Origin of the sequence: Gordonia rhizosphera NBRC 16068, from assembly GCF_000298195.1 — a bacterium.
GTDB lineage: Bacteria > Actinomycetota > Actinomycetes > Mycobacteriales > Mycobacteriaceae > Gordonia > Gordonia rhizosphera.
Genome location: NZ_BAHC01000191.1, coordinates 15,059 through 33,081, shown reverse-complemented (window position 1 = coordinate 33,081; position 18,023 = coordinate 15,059). Strand labels below are relative to the sequence as shown.

At 65.4% G+C, this 18,023-nt stretch carries 13 protein-coding genes and 2 tRNA genes; 10 read left to right on the top strand and 5 right to left on the bottom strand.

Annotated features, from left to right (window positions below):
* Positions 1-460: 460 nt before the first annotated feature.
* The 5 genes from GORHZ_RS23195 to rpmH all read right to left on the bottom strand — a co-directional run bounded on the left by GORHZ_RS23195 (position 461) and on the right by rpmH (position 3,727).
* Complete coding sequence (locus GORHZ_RS23195; RefSeq protein ID WP_040533147.1) at positions 461-1,201, bottom strand: Jag family protein; 741 nt, start codon at positions 1,199-1,201, stop codon at positions 461-463.
* A 79-nt stretch (positions 1,202-1,280) separates the two neighbouring features.
* Positions 1,281-2,639 (bottom strand): membrane protein insertase YidC, encoded by a 1,359-nt coding sequence (gene yidC, locus GORHZ_RS23190; protein WP_006337457.1) that lies wholly within the window; start codon positions 2,637-2,639, stop codon positions 1,281-1,283.
* Positions 2,640-2,642: 3 nt separating this feature from the next.
* Complete coding sequence (yidD, locus tag GORHZ_RS29715) at positions 2,643-3,080, bottom strand: membrane protein insertion efficiency factor YidD (protein ID WP_006337456.1); 438 nt, start codon at positions 3,078-3,080, stop codon at positions 2,643-2,645.
* The gene (gene rnpA, locus GORHZ_RS23180; protein WP_006337455.1) at positions 3,077-3,532 is read right to left on the bottom strand and encodes a ribonuclease P protein component; all 456 of its coding nucleotides are present in this window, start codon (positions 3,530-3,532) and stop codon (positions 3,077-3,079) included. The genes yidD and rnpA overlap by 4 nt, the downstream gene beginning before the upstream one ends.
* A gap of 51 nt (positions 3,533-3,583) precedes the next feature.
* The gene (rpmH, locus tag GORHZ_RS23175; protein WP_006337454.1) at positions 3,584-3,727 is read right to left on the bottom strand and encodes a 50S ribosomal protein L34; all 144 of its coding nucleotides are present in this window, start codon (positions 3,725-3,727) and stop codon (positions 3,584-3,586) included.
* 499 nt (positions 3,728-4,226) lie between these two features.
* Here rpmH and dnaA point away from each other — a divergent pair, with 499 nt between their 5' ends.
* The 10 genes from dnaA to GORHZ_RS23125 all read left to right on the top strand — a co-directional run bounded on the left by dnaA (position 4,227) and on the right by GORHZ_RS23125 (position 16,571).
* Positions 4,227-5,756 (top strand): chromosomal replication initiator protein DnaA, encoded by a 1,530-nt coding sequence (gene dnaA / locus GORHZ_RS23170; protein ID WP_040533161.1) that lies wholly within the window; start codon positions 4,227-4,229, stop codon positions 5,754-5,756.
* A gap of 560 nt (positions 5,757-6,316) precedes the next feature.
* A complete protein-coding gene (gene dnaN, locus GORHZ_RS23165; RefSeq protein WP_006337452.1) occupies positions 6,317-7,489 on the top strand; it encodes a DNA polymerase III subunit beta in 1,173 nt (390 codons plus the stop codon).
* Positions 7,490-7,554: 65 nt separating this feature from the next.
* A complete protein-coding gene (gene gnd, locus GORHZ_RS23160; RefSeq protein ID WP_006337451.1) occupies positions 7,555-8,481 on the top strand; it encodes a phosphogluconate dehydrogenase (NAD(+)-dependent, decarboxylating) in 927 nt (308 codons plus the stop codon).
* A gap of 1 nt (position 8,482) precedes the next feature.
* Entirely contained in the window at positions 8,483-9,676 is a 1,194-nt protein-coding gene (gene recF, locus GORHZ_RS23155; protein WP_006337450.1) for a DNA replication/repair protein RecF, read from the top strand.
* Positions 9,673-10,257, top strand: a complete 585-nt coding sequence (locus GORHZ_RS23150; protein WP_006337449.1) for a DUF721 family protein — start codon at positions 9,673-9,675, stop codon at positions 10,255-10,257. The genes recF and GORHZ_RS23150 overlap by 4 nt, the downstream gene beginning before the upstream one ends.
* 321 nt (positions 10,258-10,578) lie before the next feature.
* The gene (gyrB, locus tag GORHZ_RS23145; RefSeq protein WP_006337448.1) at positions 10,579-12,657 is read left to right on the top strand and encodes a DNA topoisomerase (ATP-hydrolyzing) subunit B; all 2,079 of its coding nucleotides are present in this window, start codon (positions 10,579-10,581) and stop codon (positions 12,655-12,657) included.
* Between the two features lie 188 nt (positions 12,658-12,845).
* Positions 12,846-15,350, top strand: coding sequence for a DNA gyrase subunit A (gyrA, locus tag GORHZ_RS23140; protein WP_006337447.1), 2,505 nt, complete (start codon positions 12,846-12,848; stop codon positions 15,348-15,350).
* Positions 15,351-15,415: 65 nt separating this feature from the next.
* The gene (locus GORHZ_RS23135; RefSeq protein ID WP_006337446.1) at positions 15,416-16,246 is read left to right on the top strand and encodes a DUF3566 domain-containing protein; all 831 of its coding nucleotides are present in this window, start codon (positions 15,416-15,418) and stop codon (positions 16,244-16,246) included.
* Positions 16,247-16,352: 106 nt separating this feature from the next.
* A tRNA-Ile gene (locus tag GORHZ_RS23130) sits at positions 16,353-16,426 on the top strand.
* 69 nt (positions 16,427-16,495) lie between these two features.
* Positions 16,496-16,571: transfer RNA gene (locus tag GORHZ_RS23125), tRNA-Ala, on the top strand.
* Positions 16,572-18,023 lie beyond the last annotated feature (1,452 nt).

Here is an 18,023-nt window from a genome sequence, read left to right as displayed (position 1 = left end):
GTCGAGTTTCAAGTGTCCCGCATCGCGAATAGCTTTTTCGTCCCGACGCACCGGCGGTGCCACCCTCATCGTCGGCACGCTTTATCGTCACCGTGGCCGGTCCAGCGCTCGCTCATTCCTCAGTACCTCGCAAGGGGCCACTCGCTCCAACCCACCCCTGAGCCCAACGCACACGCAAGAACTAGCTGCGTACGGGCCTCAGATCGCATCGATGGCTCAATGTTTCACGTGAAACTACCTCACCGGGGAAGCTCCCTCCGGTTTGTTTCACGTGAAACCCCCACCCTCATCGCCAGACCCTCATCACCCGACAACCAAAACAACACCGGTGTAAGTACCAAAACAACATCGATGTAATTCGGTCCGGCAGAAACAACGAAGTCCCAGCCGGGGCTGGGACTCCGTCGATCTACTCTCGTCAGTTTTACCGCTCCTCGAGCGGTCGCGCGATACCCGGGGGTCAGCTGGTGCGCAGCACCACCACACGCCGCTTGGGTTCCATACCCTCGCTCTCGCTCACCACGCCGTCCACCGCGGCGACTGCGTCGTGCACGATCTTGCGCTCGAACGGCGTCATCGGGTCCAGCTCCTCACGCACCCCCGACGCCCGAACACGCTCGGCCACCTCGGTACCGAGCCGGGCGAGTCGGTCCCGCCGATCCGCGCGCCAGCGAGCGATATCCAACATCAGGCGACTACGGTCACCGGTTGCCTGCTGGACGGCCAGCCGCGTCAGCTCCTGCAACGCGTCGAGAACCTCGCCCTTGCGGCCGACCAACTTGGTGAGGTCATCGCCACCGTCGATGCTCACGACCGCCCGGTCTCCGTCGACATCGAGATCGATGTCGCCGTCGAAGTCGAGCACGTCGAGCAACTGCTCCAAGTAGTCGCCGGCGATCTCGCCCTCTTCAACCAGACGATCTTCCTCGTCCATGTCGTCCGCATCGGAGTCATCGTCTTCGGAGTCGTCGGCATCCAGTTCGTCGGCATCCGAGTCATCCGCATCCGAGTGGTCCGCCTCGTCCGACGCACCGGCATCCGCGTCGTCATCGTCGCGCTCTCCGGCGGCCTGGTCCGTCGACTCCACATCGGTTTCGACCTCGCTCGTGGCGCTCGCGCCCACGCCCGCATCCTCCGGGGAACCGCCCTCGGCCGCGTCGCGGATCTCCTGCTCGTCCTGCGCCGTGGTCTCTGCCGTCATCTCACATTCCACCTAACTCTGCTTTTCATCAAACGTCTCTGGTCGCCCTTCCTTCGGGCGAGGGGAGGGGTGTGGGGCCTCAGTGGCGTCCGCCAGGACGCCCACCCTTCTTCCGCCGTGTTGCGCCCCCACGTTTCTTGCCCGCGACATGCCCGGTTCCCGACTTCTGTCCGGCGGCCGATGCGCCCGCCCCACCCGAACCGCTCGCCGGCGAACCCGAACCCGTGGATCCCGAGCCTTTCGCGCCCGCATCCGACGCACCACCGGAACCCGACGATGCGTCATCGCTCGACACCCCGGACACCGCATCGCCGGCATCGGACGCCGCGAGATCACCACCGGTCTCGCTCGCCTTGGATTCCCCACGATCGGGACGCAGCCACTTCTGCACGCTCTTGAAGGGGGACGAGGACGTCTTCACGACCGCCGCAGACGTCACCTCGCCATCCACAACATCGCCATCCACAACATCGCCATCGGTCGGCCCGGCGCGACCGCCCTTACGCCCGGTTTCCGGTCGCGCTCCGGGTTTCGGTGCGTTGGCCCTCTGTTTCTCCTGCTTCGCCAACTTGGCGGCGTCTTCCTCAGCAGCGATCCGACCGAACACGATGTGCTGCTGTCCGTAGGTCCAGAGGTTGTTGCTGACCCAGTAGAGCAGGATCGCCACCGGGAAGAACGGACCGGTGACCAGAATGCCCAACGGGAAGATGTAGAGCGCGAGCATGTTCATCATCCGGGTCTGCGGGTTCTCGAGCGCCGCTTCCGGCTGACGAGCAACCGACGCGCGCGAGTTCATATGCGTGGCGATCGATGCGATGATCATGATCGGAACCACCACGATCGCGATCTGCGTGCGCGTGAAGTCGATCGGTTGACCCGGCTGGACGAACGCTTCCCACTGCTGCACCGGCTGGGTGATGAACGCCGACAGCGGCACACCGAAGAATCGTGCGTCCAGGAAGTTCTGCACCTGATCGGCGCTGAAGAAGTAGTTCGGCGTGCTGCGGGTGGCCTCGACCGTCATGCTGCCGTGGCTGAGCGGACCCAACGAACCCGTTCGGTTGAACGAGCGCAACACGTGGAACAGACCGATGAACACCGGGATCTGCAGCAGCATCGGCAGGCAGCCGAGCAACGGATTGAAGCCGTGCTCGCGTTGCAGCTTCTGCATCTCCTCGGTCATCTTCACGCGATCCTTGGCGTACTTCTTGCGGATCGCCTGCAATTGAGGGTTGATCTCCTGCATCTTCTTCGTCGTGCGGATCTGCTTGACGAAGGGCTTGTAGAGGATCGCACGCAGCGTGAAGACCAGGAACACCACCGACAGAGCCCATACAACGCCGTCCCAGCCGGGGCTGTCCCACGGTATGAGCAGGTTGAATATCCAATTCCAGACCCACATGATTCCGGAGACCGGATAGTAGATGAAGTTCAGCACGGGTCAGTTACCCCTAACCTCTGTCGATGTCGACACCGTCGATGTGTCCACCGCCGATGATTCGTCTGAGCGGGTGAAGAGCTCCCGGAACCCCCGATCGGGAACCGGGTCATAACCGGGTTTGTGCCACGGCCCGCATTTCAGCAGCCGGACGACCGACAGCCAGCCCCCGTAGAGGAAACCGTGTCGTGTCAGGGCCTCGACGGCATATGCGGAGCATGTCGGCTCGAACCGGCAAGTAGGGAGGCGCAGGGGTGAGATCCAGGTGCGGTAGAGCTCGATCAGGAACACCACGCTGCGGCGGGGGAGGAGATGGAGCCAGGTCACCAGGCGTGCCCGTACACCGGCGGGAGCGGGGCCGGCGGGCGGGGATTCCTGGGTCACCGAATCCTGAGCTTGCGAATCCTGAGCTACCGGATCCTCGTCGTGTGCTGCGGTCATGGCGCGACCTGGAGTTCGGAGATCCCGGCGGTCCCCGGAGCACCGTGGAGATCGCGGTGTGGCAGGCTCCGCCGGAAACGTCTGTGCGTCAGCGCCTCGGCCAGCTGATCGGCCAATTCGACGCTGGACGCCGACGACGCCTCGCGCCGGGCACGGATCACCACCAGCACCTCGGTCGACGGGAACTGGGCCAGGCACTGCCGAAACGCCGCGCGCAGACGACGGGCCACCGCATGACGGGTGACGGCGTTGCCCACAGATTTGCTCACGATCAGCCCGAGCCAGGGCCCCCCGAAGCCGGCGACCTCGATGCGACGGGTGTCGGTCGCGACGGGATCGACGCTCAGGGCGAGAAGATGAATCACGAGATCACGGGTGTTCACCCTCACGCCCGACTTGAGCGTGCGGGTGAAGTCGGATCGACGAGAGATCCGATGTGACGAAGCCACCATCGATACCAGCGCCCGGCGGCGCCCATGCACCGCCGGGAGTTCGCTGACGACTCAGGCGGTGAGCTTTGCGCGGCCCTTGCTACGACGACCGTTGACGATGGCCCGGCCGGCGCGCGTGCGCATCCGCAACCGGAAACCGTGCACGCGCGCACGACGACGGTTGTTGGGCTGGAAGGTCCGCTTTCCCTTGGCCATGGGTTAACTCCTTGTGCTCTCATCGTGGCGCCACGCCGACTGCACGCGTGAACCACGCTTCTTGGTGGTCTGCTGATCCCGGTGCGGTGCCGAACTCACGTCGGTTGAGATGACCTGGCATCACCGCGAAAATCCGCAACCTGGATGACCAGTCGAGACTACTGAGTACGACGGCTCAAATCAAACGCGGTCCCGTCCGCGACCGAGTGCTCCACTGTGACCTGTGCCCTGCCTGCGCGGAGGCTCTCGGGCCCGTCACACGATCGCGACCGTCGATCTGTCGAATCGCCCGATTCACTTTGTCGGCCACGGTGCGCTCTGTTAACTTCGGCGGGGGGTCAACGAAGAAACGATCCGGTGGGCCCTCCCGGCCACCGTCGGCACTGAAGATTCGCGGATCTGTCCACAGCTGTGGACAACTATGTGGACAACTCGTGGTGATCGCGGCATCGTGACATCCTCGTTGTCCGAGGCGGCGGTTTTCCCGGGAGGAGGCACGGTGATGAGTGATCGAGATTCGTTCGGCGAGGTCTGGCAGAACGTCGTCGCCGAGCTGAACGACGACACCGCCGGCCACGACCAAGAACCACTGACCCGGCAGCAGAAGGCCTGGCTCTCGCTGGTCCAGCCGTTGACCCTGGCGGAGGGTTTCGCCCTCCTGACCGTGCCGACCCCCCTTGTCCAGGAACAGATCGAGCGCAATCTGCGCGACACGATCCGATCGGTGCTCAGTCGTCATCTCGGTCAACCCGTTGATCTGGGTGTGCGGATCGCGACCCCCACCATCGAGGAACCGACTCCCGACCCTGCAGTACGCCCGTACGACCACTCCGCCGGTCCCGCGGTCACGATGACAACGCCCGGCGGGCCAACGGGCCCGGCGACGATAGCCCCCACGCCCCAGACCTTCGACGGCCGGCCACGGGTCGGCCCGTCGGCGGCATCCACCGACTGGCCCAGCTACTTCGCCGAACGTCCGACCGCCGGTCAGGCACCCTCGAGCGCCAACCTGAGCCCGAAGTACACCTTCGACACCTTCGTGATCGGGGCCTCCAACCGGTTCGCCCACGCCTCTGCCGTCGCGGTGGCCGAGGCCCCGGCCCGCGCCTACAACCCGTTGTTCATCTGGGGCGAGTCGGGACTGGGCAAGACCCATCTGCTGCATGCCGCCGGTCACTACGCCCAACGGCTGTTCCCGGGCATGCGGGTGAAGTACGTGTCCACCGAGGAGTTCACCAACGACTTCATCAACTCCCTGCGTGATGACCGCCGGGTCGCGTTCAAACGCCGCTACCGCGACGTCGATGTCCTACTCGTCGACGACATCCAATTCCTGATCGGCAAGGAAGGTATTCAGGAAGAGTTCTTCCACACCTTCAACACGCTGCACAATGCCAGCAAGCAGATCGTCATCTCGTCTGACCGTCCTCCCAAACAACTCGCCACGCTCGAGGATCGGCTCCGGACTCGTTTCGAGTGGGGGCTGATCACCGACGTCCAGCCGCCCGATCTGGAGACCCGCATCGCGATCCTGCGCAAGAAGGCGCAGATGGACAACATCGCGGTGCCCGACGATGTCCTCGAACTCATCGCGTCGAAGATCGAACGCAACATCCGCGAGCTCGAAGGCGCCCTCATCCGGGTCACCGCGTTCGCCTCGCTGAACAACGCCGAACTCGACAAGTCCCTCGCCGAGGTGGTCCTGCAGGCCCTGCTGCCCAACGAGGGCACCCTCGAGGTGAGCGCGGCCAGCATCCTGGCCATTACCGCCGACTACTTCGACATCTCCGTCGAAGAGCTGCGCGGACCCGGCAAGACCCGGTCGATCGCCCAGGCGCGGCAGATCTCCATGTACCTGTGCCGGGAACTCACCGACCTCTCCCTGCCCAAGATCGGCGAAACCTTCGACCGCGACCACACCACGGTCATGTACGCCGAACGCAAGATCCGCAAGGAGATGGCCGAACGGCGCAAGGTCTACGACCACGTCCAGGAACTCACCGCGCGCATCAAACAGCGCGCCGTCTGACGTCCTCCGGTTCAGCCGACCAGGCCACCGCGCCGGCCGAACTCTCGACTCCGACCGCAGGGTTTTGTCATCCGAATTCCGCCGGATCCTTCCGATCCGGACCTCGCCATGTCCGAAATCCCATCAATCCCGACTGTGGACAATGCTTGGGATAACGACGAGTAACTTGTGCACCGGACGTGGACAGCAGTCGAACGATCCGTCAACTCCACAGAACCGTCAACGATCGCCGAGGTGTCATCCACGACACGTACACAGTCTGGTGACCGGCTTGACCTGCACACACGTGCGTTCATCCACAGATTCACAGGCCCTATTACTGTCATGAATTTCTCTCCTGAGGATCCTTCAGAAAAGAAGGGGATGTGCACAGAACCCGCGAGCGTGCGAACTCGCCGCAGACATCCGGCCGAGCAGTTGCCCCCAAGGGCCTCGGGTCTGGCACCCTCGTTCTACAGTGGGAATCCCAATCCACGAACCGGGCGGGATCCGTGTGATCTCGACAGCTTCGTCGGGGAGACGGGCGAGATGAGCAGAACAGAGAAGGGCAACCACCCAGCATGAAGTTCCGTGTGGCGCGTGACGAGTTCGCAGATTCCGTTGCCTGGGTGGCCCGCAGCCTGCCTGCCCGTCCGCCGGTCCCGGTCCTGGGATGTGTCGTGCTCACCGTCACCGACGGTGACGGACTCGAGGTCTCCGGTTTCGACTACGAGGTGTCCGCACAGGAGGTCATCTCCGCCGAGGTCGCCGAACCCGGCAAGGTGCTGGTCTCGGGCCGGCTGCTCGCCGACATCACCCGTGCCCTGCCCAACAAGCCGGTCGACGTGAGCCTCGACGGGTCGCGGGTTGCCATCACCTGCGGCAGCGCCAAGTTCTCTCTGCCGACGATGCCGGTCGAGGATTATCCGGAACTCCCCAAACCACCAGCGGTCACCGGCACGATCCCTGCCCAGGTTTTCGCCGAGGCGATCTCCCAGGTCGCCGTCGCCGCCGGCCGCGACGACACGCTGCCGATGCTCACCGGCGTCCGCGTCGAGATAGACGGCAATCGTGTGGTGCTCGCCGCCACCGACCGTTTCCGGCTCGCGGTGCGTGAACTCGAGTGGGCACCGACGGCGCCGGACACCTCCGGAGCGGTCCTCGTACCCGCCAAGACGCTCTCGGAGAGCGCCAGGACCGCCGGCGCCGAGGGCAGTGGGGACGTGTCGCTGGCCTTCGGCGGCGGTACCGTACTCGGCGGTGAGGGCATTCTGGGCATTCTCGGGGCCCACAAGCAGACCACCACGCGTTTGCTCGACGCAGAGTTCCCGAAGTTCCGGCAGCTCTTGCCGGCCAGCCATACCGCGGTCGCGACCATCGAGAGCGCCCCGCTGATCGAGGCGATCAAGCGTGTCGCGCTGGTCGCCGAGCGCGGCGCCCAGGTCCGGATGGAGTTCAACGAGGGCACCCTGCTGCTCACCGCGGGCGGGGACGAGGCCGGCAAGGCCGAGGAAGAACTGCCCGTGCAGTTCGTCGGCGAGCCGTTGACCATCGCCTTCAACCCGGGCTATCTCCAGGACGGCCTGTCGGCAATCGGCGTACCGACCGTCGATTTCGGGTTCACCACACCCAGTCGGCCCGCCGTGCTGCGCCCGTCCACCGGTGAGGAACCCGTCGCCGACGAGTCGGGAGCCTTCGTCGCACCCGACAGCGTGTTCACCTATCTGCTCATGCCGGTGCGTCTGCCCGGCTGATCGATACCGCGCCCGGGCGCGCACGATCCCGGGGAGCCAACCGATACGAAACCGGAGGAACCTCGATGCAACTCGGACTGGTCGGACTTGGCAAGATGGGCGCGAACATGCGCACCCGCATCCAGCAGGCCGGACACGAGGTGGTCGGCTACGACCCGCGTCCGGAGGTCTCCGATGTGGCGTCGCTGCCGGACCTGGTTGCCGCGCTCGACGCTCCGCGGGCGGTGTGGGTGATGGTGCCGTCGGGGGAACCGACGCGGACCACCGTGGCCCAATTGGCCGAACACCTCGAACCCGGTGACCTGGTCGTCGACGGTGGCAATTCCAAGTACACCGACGATCAACCGCATGCGGAGTTGTTGGGGCGCAACAAAATCGGGTACATCGATTGCGGGGTTTCCGGCGGTGTCTGGGGTCTGGAGAACGGCTACGGCCTGATGGTGGGCGGATCCGACGACGATGTCACCCGGATGATGCCGATCTTCGATGCGCTGCGCCCCCCGGGTGAGCGTGCCGACGGATTCGTCCATGCCGGCCCGGTCGGCGCCGGCCATTACGCCAAGATGGTGCACAACGGGGTCGAGTACGGACTGATGCACGCCTACGGTGAGGGTTACGAATTGCTCTGTGCCGAACCATTGATCGACGATGTGGAGGGCACCCTGCGGGCCTGGACCCAGGGTACGGTGGTGCGGTCGTGGCTACTCGAACTGCTCGTGCGTGCCCTGCAGGAGGATCCGGGATTTTCCGAGATCTCCGACTACACCACCGATTCCGGTGAGGGACGCTGGACCGTGGAAGAGGCGATCCGCCATTCGGTTCCCGCCAACGTGATCTCGGCCGCGCTCTTTGCCCGGTTCGCATCGCGCCAGGACCAGGGCTCGCCGGCGCTGAAAGCGGTGTCCGCGTTGCGAAATCAGTTCGGCGGTCATGCCGTGACCGACACCCGGGGGCGTTCGGTGGGCGAGACCGGCGCGCCCCCGACCTCCTGACGTGTTCGTCCGCGAACTGCATCTCCGGGACTTCCGGTCCTGGCGCGAGATCGATCTCGAGTTGCGTCCAGAACCCACGATCTTTGTGGGGCGCAACGGATTCGGCAAGACCAACCTGCTCGAGGCGGTGTTCTATCTCGCCCAGTTGCGGTCACACCGGGTGAGCACCGACGCGCCACTTGTTCGCACCGGCGCCGGCACGGCCATGGTCACCGGAACCGTCGAGAACCAGAGCCGTGAACTCACGGTGCAGTTGCAGATCAACGCCGAAGGAGCCAACAAGGCGAGCGTCAACGGCAGCCCGGCCCGGCGCGCCCGCGACATCCTCGGCATTCTGCGCGCGGTGATGTTCGCACCCGAGGATCTGACCCTGATCCGCGGTGACCCCGCCGACCGCCGACGGTTCGTCGACGAGCTCGTTGCGCAGCGGGGACCCCGGTTCGCCGCTGCGCGTTCGGATTACGACCGTGTGCTGCGGCAGCGTTCGGCGCTGCTGAAGACCGCCGGAGCGGCGATGCGACGCGGCGGATCCGAGGCCGACTCGGTGATCAGCACCCTCGACGTCTGGGACGGTCAGCTCGCCGACCTCGGTGGCCAGGTGACCGCCGCGCGAATCGACGTGCTGCGTGAACTCGGCCCGCACGTCACCGGGTGTTACGCGTCGATCGCGCCGCACTCGCGTCCGGCCACGCTGGATTACCGTGCGGCCGCCGGCGACGAGGTGCTGCCTGCCGACGGCACGCCGGCATCGGTCGAGGACATCGCCGCGATCCTGCTCGCCCGTCTCGTCGAACTGCGCACCAAGGAGATCGAACGCGGCGTGAGCCTGGTGGGACCGCACCGCGACGACGTGGACGTACGGCTCGGTCCGGAGATCGCCAAGGGGTTCGCGAGCCACGGCGAATCGTGGTCGCTCGCGCTCGCGCTGCGGCTGGGGTCGGTCGAGCTGATCCGGACCGAGGGCGTCGAGCCGGTGATCATGCTCGACGACGTGTTCGCCGAGCTCGACGCGCACCGGCGTGCCCAGTTGGCCGCATTCACCGAATCCGCCGAACAGTTGCTGATCACCGCGGCGGTACCCGACGACATCCCCGCGACGATCGGCGGCCGGCGGGTGGGTGTCGGTGTCCTGGAGGAGAATGGGCACCGGCAGTCGATCGTGACCGACATCACGGTGGGGGAGGACGCGACATGACCGGCGAACAGACCGGTGAACAGGCCGGGGAGCAGACCGCGGATCGTCATGGCGGGGAACCGACGCACTCGGCGGGATACGAGGTCGCGAGGCGTGCGCTCGAGGAGGCTCGGGCGGCCGCCCGCGCCGCAGGCAAGTCGGTGGGGCAGGGCCGCTCCTCCCCGGCCAAGACCGTCCGTCGCACCGGCGGAGGCCGTCGGCGCTGGTCCGGGTCGGGCCCGGATTCGCGGGATCCCCAACCGCTGGGGCGCCTCGCGGGTCGCCTGGCCGCCGAGCGGGGCTGGCAGGAGCAGATCGGTCAGGGCACCGTCTTCGGCCTGTGGGATTCCATCGTCGGTGCCGACATCGCCGCGCACGCGAATCCGACGTCGTTGACCGACAAGGTCTTACACGTGCAGGCGGAGTCCACCGCGTGGGCGACCCAGCTGCGCTACATGCAGGCGACCATCCTCGCGAAGATCGCCGCGGCGGTCGGTGACGGGGTGGTGACGAGCCTGCGGATCACCGGGCCCAAGGCCCCGTCGTGGCGCAAGGGCCCGCGGCACATCCAGGGCCGCGGCCCGCGCGACACCTACGGCTGACCGCCTCGGGCGCCCGTGCCGCGGCGGTCCGGTGTCCGAGGACAGTCAGCTGTCCTGTAGAGCGTGCAATTGCGACCGATGCACTATCGGACCGGCATCGATCGGAAAAAGTCGATCTGCGCGCACGTTAGCGGCCCCGGATGCCCGTTTCTGCTCGGGTTAGGCAGTACAATGAACGGAGTTGTTCCCGACAGGGGTGGACACCAGCCGGCCGCCGGCCTGCGCTGCATACCGATCTGATCCGCGTCCTCACGCGGATCGGGTCGACGTGTGTCCACCTCCTGCGGTTTTACCGAGACAGAACAGGAGCGGACGCACCTCGTGGCCGACACCAATGACACCAGCGGGTCCGACAACTCAGCGGGACGCAAGCCCCGCAAGGCCAAGAAGCCAGGCGAGTACAGTGCCGAGTCGATCAGTATCCTCGAAGGCCTCGAAGCCGTCCGCAAGCGTCCCGGTATGTACATCGGTTCCACCGGCGAGCGGGGTCTGCACCACCTGATCTGGGAGGTCGTCGACAACTCCGTCGACGAGGCGATGGCCGGCCACGCCAGCCGGGTGGATGTCACGCTGCGCGAGGACGGTGGCGTCGAGGTCGTCGACGACGGCCGCGGCATCCCCACCGACATGCACGCCACCGGTGTCCCGACCGTCGAGGTCGTCATGACCCAGTTGCACGCGGGCGGCAAGTTCGACTCCGATGCCTACGCGGTGTCGGGTGGTCTGCACGGTGTGGGTATCTCGGTGGTCAACGCGCTGTCGACGAAGGTCGAGCTGGAGATCAACTACGGCGGCTTCCACTGGGAGCAGAGCTACGACCACGCCAAGCCCAGCCCGCTCCAGCAGGGCGCGGCGACACGCAAGACCGGTACGACCGTCCGGTTCTGGCCGGATCCCGACATCTTCGAGACCACCACCTTCAGCGCCGAGACGGTCGCACGTCGTCTGCAGGAGATGGCCTTCCTGAACAAGGGCCTCACCATCACGCTCACCGACAATCGGCGCAGCGAGGAGTCGGTGGCCGCCGAGGCCGAGATGGGCGGCAACGGTGAGGAGACCGCCGAGGTCATCAAGTCCGAGGAGGAGAAGGCGCAGCGCGCGGCCCGGGTCCGCACCCGCACCTATCACTATCCCGACGGGCTCGTCGACTACATCAAACACCTCAACCGGACCAAGAACTCGATCCACACCTCGGTGATCGCGTTCAACGCCAAGGGCACCGGCCACGAGGTCGAGATCGCGATGCAGTGGAACGCCGGCTACTCCGAGTCGGTGCACACCTTCGCCAACACCATCAACACCCATGAGGGCGGTACCCACGAGGAGGGCTTCCGCGCCGCGCTGACGAGCACCGTCAACAAGTACGCCCTCGACAAGAAGCTCCTCAAGGAGAAGGACGGCAAACTCACCGGCGACGATATCCGCGAGGGACTCGCCGCGGTCATCTCGGTGAAGGTGTCCGACCCGCAGTTCGAGGGCCAGACCAAGACCAAACTCGGCAACACCGAGGTCAAGGGTTTCGTGCAGAAGATGTCCAATGAGCATCTCGGGCACTGGTTCGAGGCCAACCCGGCCGAGGCGAAGACCATCGTCAAGAAGGCCGTCGACTCCGCGCAGGCCCGCATGGCCGCGCGCAAGGCGCGAGAGTTGGTGCGCCGCAAGACCGCAACCGACATCGGCGGACTGCCGGGCAAGCTGGCCGACTGCCGTAGCAACGATCCGACCAAGTGTGAGGTCTACATCGTCGAGGGTGACTCGGCCGGCGGCAGCGCGAAATCCGGCCGTGACTCGATGTACCAGGCGATCCTGCCGATCCGCGGCAAGATCATCAACGTCGAGAAGGCCCGCATCGACCGCGTACTGAAAAACGCCGAGGTGCAGTCGATCATCACCGCATTCGGCACCGGCATCCACGACGAGTTCGACATCGCCAAACTGCGCTATCACAAGATCGTGCTGATGGCCGACGCCGATGTCGACGGCCAGCACATCGCGACACTGCTGCTGACCCTGCTGTTCCGGTTCATGCGTCCACTCATCGAACACGGTCACGTCTACCTGGCCCAGCCGCCGCTCTACAAACTCAAGTGGCAGAAGTCCGATCCGGAGTTCGCCTACTCCGACCGCGAGCGCGATGGCCTGCTCGAGGCCGGTCGCGCCGCGGGCCGCAAGATCAACACCGACGACGGCATCCAGCGTTACAAGGGTCTTGGCGAGATGAACGCCAAGGAACTGTGGGAGACGACCATGGATCCGGCCGTCCGCGTGCTGCGCCAGGTGACCCTCGACGATGCCGCGGCCGCCGACGAACTCTTCTCCATCCTGATGGGGGAGGACGTCGCCGCCCGCCGCAGCTTCATCGCTCGCAACGCCAAAGATGTTCGCTTCCTGGATGTCTGAGTCAGTGTTCGCAGGTCGAGTAGCGCCCATTCCCGCTGGTCGAGTAGCTCCCGGAGCGCTAGCGCAGGGAGCGTATCCGCCGGGTCGAGTAGCTCGTGGAGCGCAGCGATCACGAGTGTATCGAGACCGAGACCGAGACCACCGAACCACACGCTTAGCCACTTCAGTATCACCAGAAAAGGTCACGCATGACTGACACCACGCTGCCCCCGGCCGGGGGAGAGGGCGACCGCATCGAACCGGTCGATCTCGGCCAGGAGATGCAGAACAGCTACATCGATTACGCGATGAGCGTGATCGTGGGTCGTGCGCTGCCCGAGGTGCGTGACGGCCTCAAGCCGGTGCACCGCCGACTGCTGTACGCGTCCTACGACGCCGGGTTCCGCCCGGATCGCAGCTATGTGAAATCCGCGAAACCCGTTGCGGAGACGATGGGTAACTACCATCCGCACGGCGACAGCGCGATCTACGACGCACTGGTGCGGATGGCGCAGCCGTGGTCGATGCGTTATCCGCTGGTCGACGGTCAGGGCAACTTCGGCTCGCGGGGCAACGACGGCCCGGCCGCCATGCGCTACACCGAGGCGCGCCTGACGCCTCTGGCCATGGAGATGCTGCGTGACATCGACGAGGACACGGTCGATTTCACGCCGAACTACGACGGCAAGACCAACGAGCCGACGGTGCTGCCGGCCCGGATCCCGAACCTGCTGATCAACGGGTCCGGAGGTATCGCCGTCGGAATGGCCACCAACATCCCGCCGCACAACCTCAATGAGGTTGCCGACGCGGTGTTCTGGGCCCTCGAACATCCCGACGCCGACGACGAGGCGCTGCTCAACGCGTGTATGGAGGCCATCAAGGGACCCGATTTCCCCACCGCCGCACTCATTGTCGGCAGCCAGGGCATCCGCGACGCCTACACCACCGGTCGCGGCAGCATCCGGATGCGCAGCGTGGTGGACATCGAGGAGAACAAGGGCACCACCATCCTCGTCGTCACCGAACTGCCGTATCAGGTCAACCCCGACAACCTGATCCAATCGATCGCCGAACAGGTGAACGAAGGAAAACTCAAGGGCATCAGCCGGATCGAGGACCAGTCCTCCGACCGCGCCGGAATGCGCATCGTCATCACCCTGCGCCGCGACGCGGTGGCGAAGGTGGTGCTCAACAACCTCTACAAGCACAGTCAGCTGCAGACGAGCTTCGGCGCGAACATGCTGTCCATCGTCGACGGCGTGCCGCGTACCCTGCGCCTGGACCAGATGATCCGCTACTACGTGGCGCATCAAATCGACGTCATCGTGCGCCGCACCCGCTACCGGTTGCGCAAGGCCGAGGAACGCGCCCACATCCTGCGTGGTCTGGTCAAGGCGCTCGACGCCCTCGACGAGGTCATCGCACTGATCCGTGCCTCGGCGAACACCGACGAGGCCCGCCGCGGCCTGATCGATCTGCTCGACATCGACGAGATCCAGGCCGACGCCATCCTGGCCATGCAGCTGCGGCGCCTGTCGGCGTTGGAGCGTCAGAAGATCATCGACGAGTTGGCCGAGATCGAGCGGGAGATCGCCGATCTCAAGGACATCCTGGAAAAGCCCGAGCGGCAGCGCGCCATCGTGCGCGACGAGCTCAAGGTCGTCGTGGACAAGTACGGCGACGAGCGACGCACCAAGATCATCGCGGCCGACGGCGACGTCAGCGACGAGGATCTGATCGCCCGCGAGGACGTGGTGGTCACGATCACCGAGACCGGCTACGCCAAGCGCACCAAGACCGATCTGTATCGCAGCCAGCGTCGCGGCGGCAAGGGTGTGCAGGGTGCCGGGCTCAAACAGGACGATATCGTCGCGCACTTCTTCGTGTGCTCCACACATGACTGGATCCTGTTCTTCACCACCAAGGGTCGGGTGTACCGGGCCAAGGCCTACGAGCTGCCCGAGGCCAACCGCACCGCCCGCGGCCAGCACGTGGCGAATCTGCTCGCGTTCCAGCCCGAGGAGCGGATCGCGCAGGTCATCCAGCTGCAGACCTACCAGGACGCGCCGTATCTCGTGCTCGCCACCCGCAACGGCCTGGTCAAGAAGTCGCGTCTGGAGGATTTCGACTCCAACCGGTCCGGCGGTATCGCCGCGATCAACCTGCGCGGCGAGGACGAGCTCGTCGGTGCCCAACTGTGCAGCGCCGACGACGACCTGCTGCTGGTGTCGAAGGTCGGACAGTCGATCCGTTTCCATGCCGACGACGAGGCGTTGCGCCCGATGGGCCGGCAGACGTCGGGTGTGCAGGGTATGCGCTTCAACGGTGAGGACGAGTTGTTGTCGCTCAACGTCGTGCGTGAGGGCACCTATCTGCTCGTCGCGACGTCGGGCGGCTACGCCAAGCGCACCGGGATGGACGACTACCCGGTGCAGGGTCGTGGCGGCAAGGGTGTGCTGACGATTCAGTACGACCGCCGCCGCGGCGAGCTCATCGGCGCCCTCATCGTCGACGACGACTCCGAGCTGTACGCGATCACCTCTGGCGGCGGAGTGATCCGGACGGCCGCCAAGCAGGTGCGCAAGGCCGGTCGCCAGACCAAGGGTGTGCGTCTGATGAATCTCGACGAGGGCTCGACGCTGCTCGCGATTGCGCGCAATGCGGACGAGCCGGACGAAGAACCGACCGGATCCGCGCGTCCCGGCAAGTAGCGCCGGGGACGGGCGGCCGGTAGCCGTTAGTGTGGGTCCTACGACCACCGAATGAGGGATTGCCAGTGAGCTCACCGAACACGCCGGAGAACAAGAAGCCGACCAACGGGGACGCAGGGCCCAACGGCGTCTCCGGTCCGGGTGCGTCCGGGCCGGGGAAGGGCAGTCTCGTCCCGCCGTGGCAGCGCGGTACCGCCGACACCAAACAGATGCCCGCGCGCGGCGACACCAACGGCCACGAGACCGGCGCGGAATCCCGTCCCGGGCCACCGCCGCGGGGCATCGTCAGCGCGACGGGTACCGCGGCGGCGAGCATGAGTGGTCAGCAGGCCCCGGTCACCAAGCTCGACAACCCGCCGGCATCGTCGTCGGGTTCGGGGGAGCGGTTCGTGGAGTCCCCGACACGCACCATCGACCGCTCTGACGTGCAGGCCGAGAAGCTGCCGAACCTCGATGCCATCCACCATGTGCACGAGGCTCCGCCGTCGTCGCCCGCCACACGGTCGGCACCCGCAGAGGTCGGCGCCACCCGGCCGCTCCGCGCGTCGGTGCAGCTGCGCCGGTTCGACCCGTGGGCGACTTTCAAGATCGCCGCGGTGCTGTCGGTGGCGGGATTTCTGATCTGGATGATCGCGGTGGCGGTGCTGTACCTGGTCCTCGACGGCATGGGCGTGTGGGATCAGGTGAACAGCTCCTTCGGCACCCTGATCAACGCCGACGGCTCGAGCAGCGAAGCCGACATCATCGGTGCCGGCACCGTCTTCGGCTGGGCAGGGCTGCTGGGCGCGATCAACGCGATCCTGCTGACCGCGCTGGCCACCATCGGCGCCTACATCTACAACGTGTGTGCGGATCTGGTCGGTGGGGCCGAGGTCACCCTCGCCGACCTGGACTGAACAAATTCGAGGGCGGGCCCCTCTCGGAACGGGTGGTCGGAAAAGCTTCTGACCACCCGTTTTGGTTGTTTGGCGTCGAGTCGGGTAGTGTCTCACTTCGGTTCACGGGCCTATAGCTCAGGCGGTTAGAGCGCTTCGCTGATAACGAAGAGGTCGGAGGTTCAAGTCCTCCTAGGCCCACTGCGAGAGGTGGTACGCCACCCGATTCGCACCCGTCGACCGCAGGTCAGCCACTGATCGGGCCGGCACGGGGCCTTAGCTCAGTTGGTAGAGCGCCGCCTTTGCAAGGCGGATGTCAGGAGTTCGAATCTCCTAGGCTCCACCACCGGCATGTTTGGCCAAGTCATCGTCCCTAGTTTGGATAAGTCGCAGGCTAGCGCAGAAATCCCCGCGCAGCGCCTTGCTAATGAGATTGATTGGCGATAGTACTGCCGAATTCGAGATCCGATCGGCTGACAAGACCCGCTGACGCACGGATCAACTCAGAATTGCGATCTCCGCGCAGCAGTGAACCCCGAGAAGTTGCTGTGGAGAAGGATGTGCGTCTGAAAGATGGCCCGAGCGCGGATCAACTGCCTGGTGGTGGTCAGTCACCCTCTGTGACTCTTGCGCGCTTCGCCGAGGTCTTGGGTGCCGGTGATTCCAGCGGGGCTGTCTTCGCGATCGGGTACTCGGGCGGAATGGCGAGGCCGCGAGTGCGGAAGTGGTTGGTGATGCACTCGTAGTTGTACGCAAAGATCGTGAAGCCGAGCAGGAAGGCGTTTTTCACCAGACCGAAGGCCCGTGTATCCGCGGTCCACTCGGAACTTGGTACGTAGGGCGCTGTTCGCTGCTTCGACAGCGTTCCGGCGGTGATAGTCCTTGTTCCAGTCGGTGGTGCCGTAGATGTTGCGTTGGCGGATGTTGGGAAGGTAGTCGTCGTGCAGGGTGACCGACAGGGAGCATCCGCACTTCTCGTCGTTGCATTCGGTGACGGGTCGGGTCAGTCTCTCCTGCATTGAGACTTGATTGTTGGGGCCAGCAGATCTTGGACGGCGCATCGGTTCTGACTGGGCCGCGGAATCGTTGCTTGCCGTCGGTCTTCTTTCCCATTGATCGGAACGCGTAGGGCTTGCGGTCGTCGTAGAGCGTCATCAGTGCGGTGCGGGCCTCGGATGTCATGCCCACGGTGAACGTGAGGAGATCCCGCAGGTGCTTGGGTATCGCGTCAGTGAATAGGTTCCGTCGATGATGATGGTGCCGGGCTCGGGGCCTGGGCGTTGGCGCCGTTGCTTCTCGGTGAGGTCGAAGACGGGTGCGATGCCGAGCGTGCGCAGTGGGCTTGTCCAGAATTCTGTCTTGGCGTTGTTGTAGGCGCGGTCGGCGGTGACGTCGGTGATGATCTGGCCGGTGGCGCGGAGGCTTTCGATGAGCCCGATGGCCGCTCGGGCGTGGTGACTGCCGGCGGGTGTGAGGTTGGCGGCCGCGATGAATCCGGGGAGTTCGTCGTTGCCGCGCCACGGCCGCGAGTTGACGGCGAGAGTGAGGTCGTACCCTACGAACGCTCCGGCAGGCTTGTTGTTGTGGCCGACCGGTGTCCATCGCGCGCATCGGGTCGGGGTCGGCGGTTCGTTGTAGCCGGTTGTCCGAGCGGAGTACCGGCCAGGTGCCGTTCTTGCGGCCCGCTTTGGGATCCGCGTCTGGTTCGCTGTCGGTTTCGTGGCTGGTGGGTGCTTGGTCGCTGGTGCGATTCCAGAAGGCGCGGATCCTGGCGAGTGACTCGTAGTCGGTGGAGTCG